General features: G+C 57.7%; 1 protein-coding gene. It reads right to left on the bottom strand.

Annotated elements, in window-relative coordinates:
- A partial coding sequence (locus tag ACUY2Y_RS11680) for an IS256 family transposase (RefSeq protein ID WP_448326647.1) occupies positions 1 to 773 on the bottom strand: 773 nt, incomplete at its 3' end.
- Positions 774 to 829: the final 56 nt, after the last annotated feature.

Here is an 829-nt window from a genome sequence, read left to right as displayed (position 1 = left end):
CAGCAGACGATGAAGACATCTTGCACACCACGGTTGGCCAGATCCGCGCACACCGATGCCCAAAACGCGGCGCCTTCGTTATCAGCGATCCACAACCCCAAGATGTGCTTGATGCCGTCGATGTCGACACCAACCGCCATGTAGCAGGACTTGTTGACCACGCGGTGGCCGTCACGGATCTTCACGCGTAGCGCGTCGAGGAAGATCACCGGGTAAAACTCGTCAAGCTGGCGGTTTTGCCAAATCATGACCTCGTCTAACACCGCATCGGTAATGGTGCTGATCGTATCCGGGCTCATATCCACCCCGAGCGTGGTTGCCAGATGGTGCTGAATATCGCGCACGGTCATCCCGCCGGCGTACAGCGAGACGATCATGTCATCGAGCTCAGTCAGCCGGCGTGCACCTTTGGGCACCATCTTCGGAGCAAACGTGCCGGCACGATCCCTGGGCACGGTCACTTCTACCGCGCCGTAGCCGGAATTGACGGTCTTGGTGTACGACCCGTTGCGGTGATTGTTCGCCTGTGCGGTTTCCACCTGGGCTTTGGTCTTGCGGTCGGAATGGCCGTAGCCCAAATGCGCATCCATCTCCGCCTGCAAACCAGCGTTGATCGATGCCTGTAGCAGGCCTTTGACCAGATCGCTTGCATCATCGGCGGAGGTCGACAGCTCGCTGATCAAGCTGGCAAGCTCAGGGTTTTCCATCAGCTTCTCGCTGATCTCGTTGACCCTCGCCGGGTCATGGTTTTTCTTCGGTGACACCGTAGTCATTATCGGTGAAACTCCTTCTAGATCAGAGCCTCACACACAAACTTCCTGACACCCTC

The sequence above is a fragment of the Corynebacterium sp. 20-84 genome (assembly GCF_053479455.1).
Note: the sequence above shows the minus strand (reverse complement) of the source record. Positions and strands in the feature narration are given on the sequence as shown.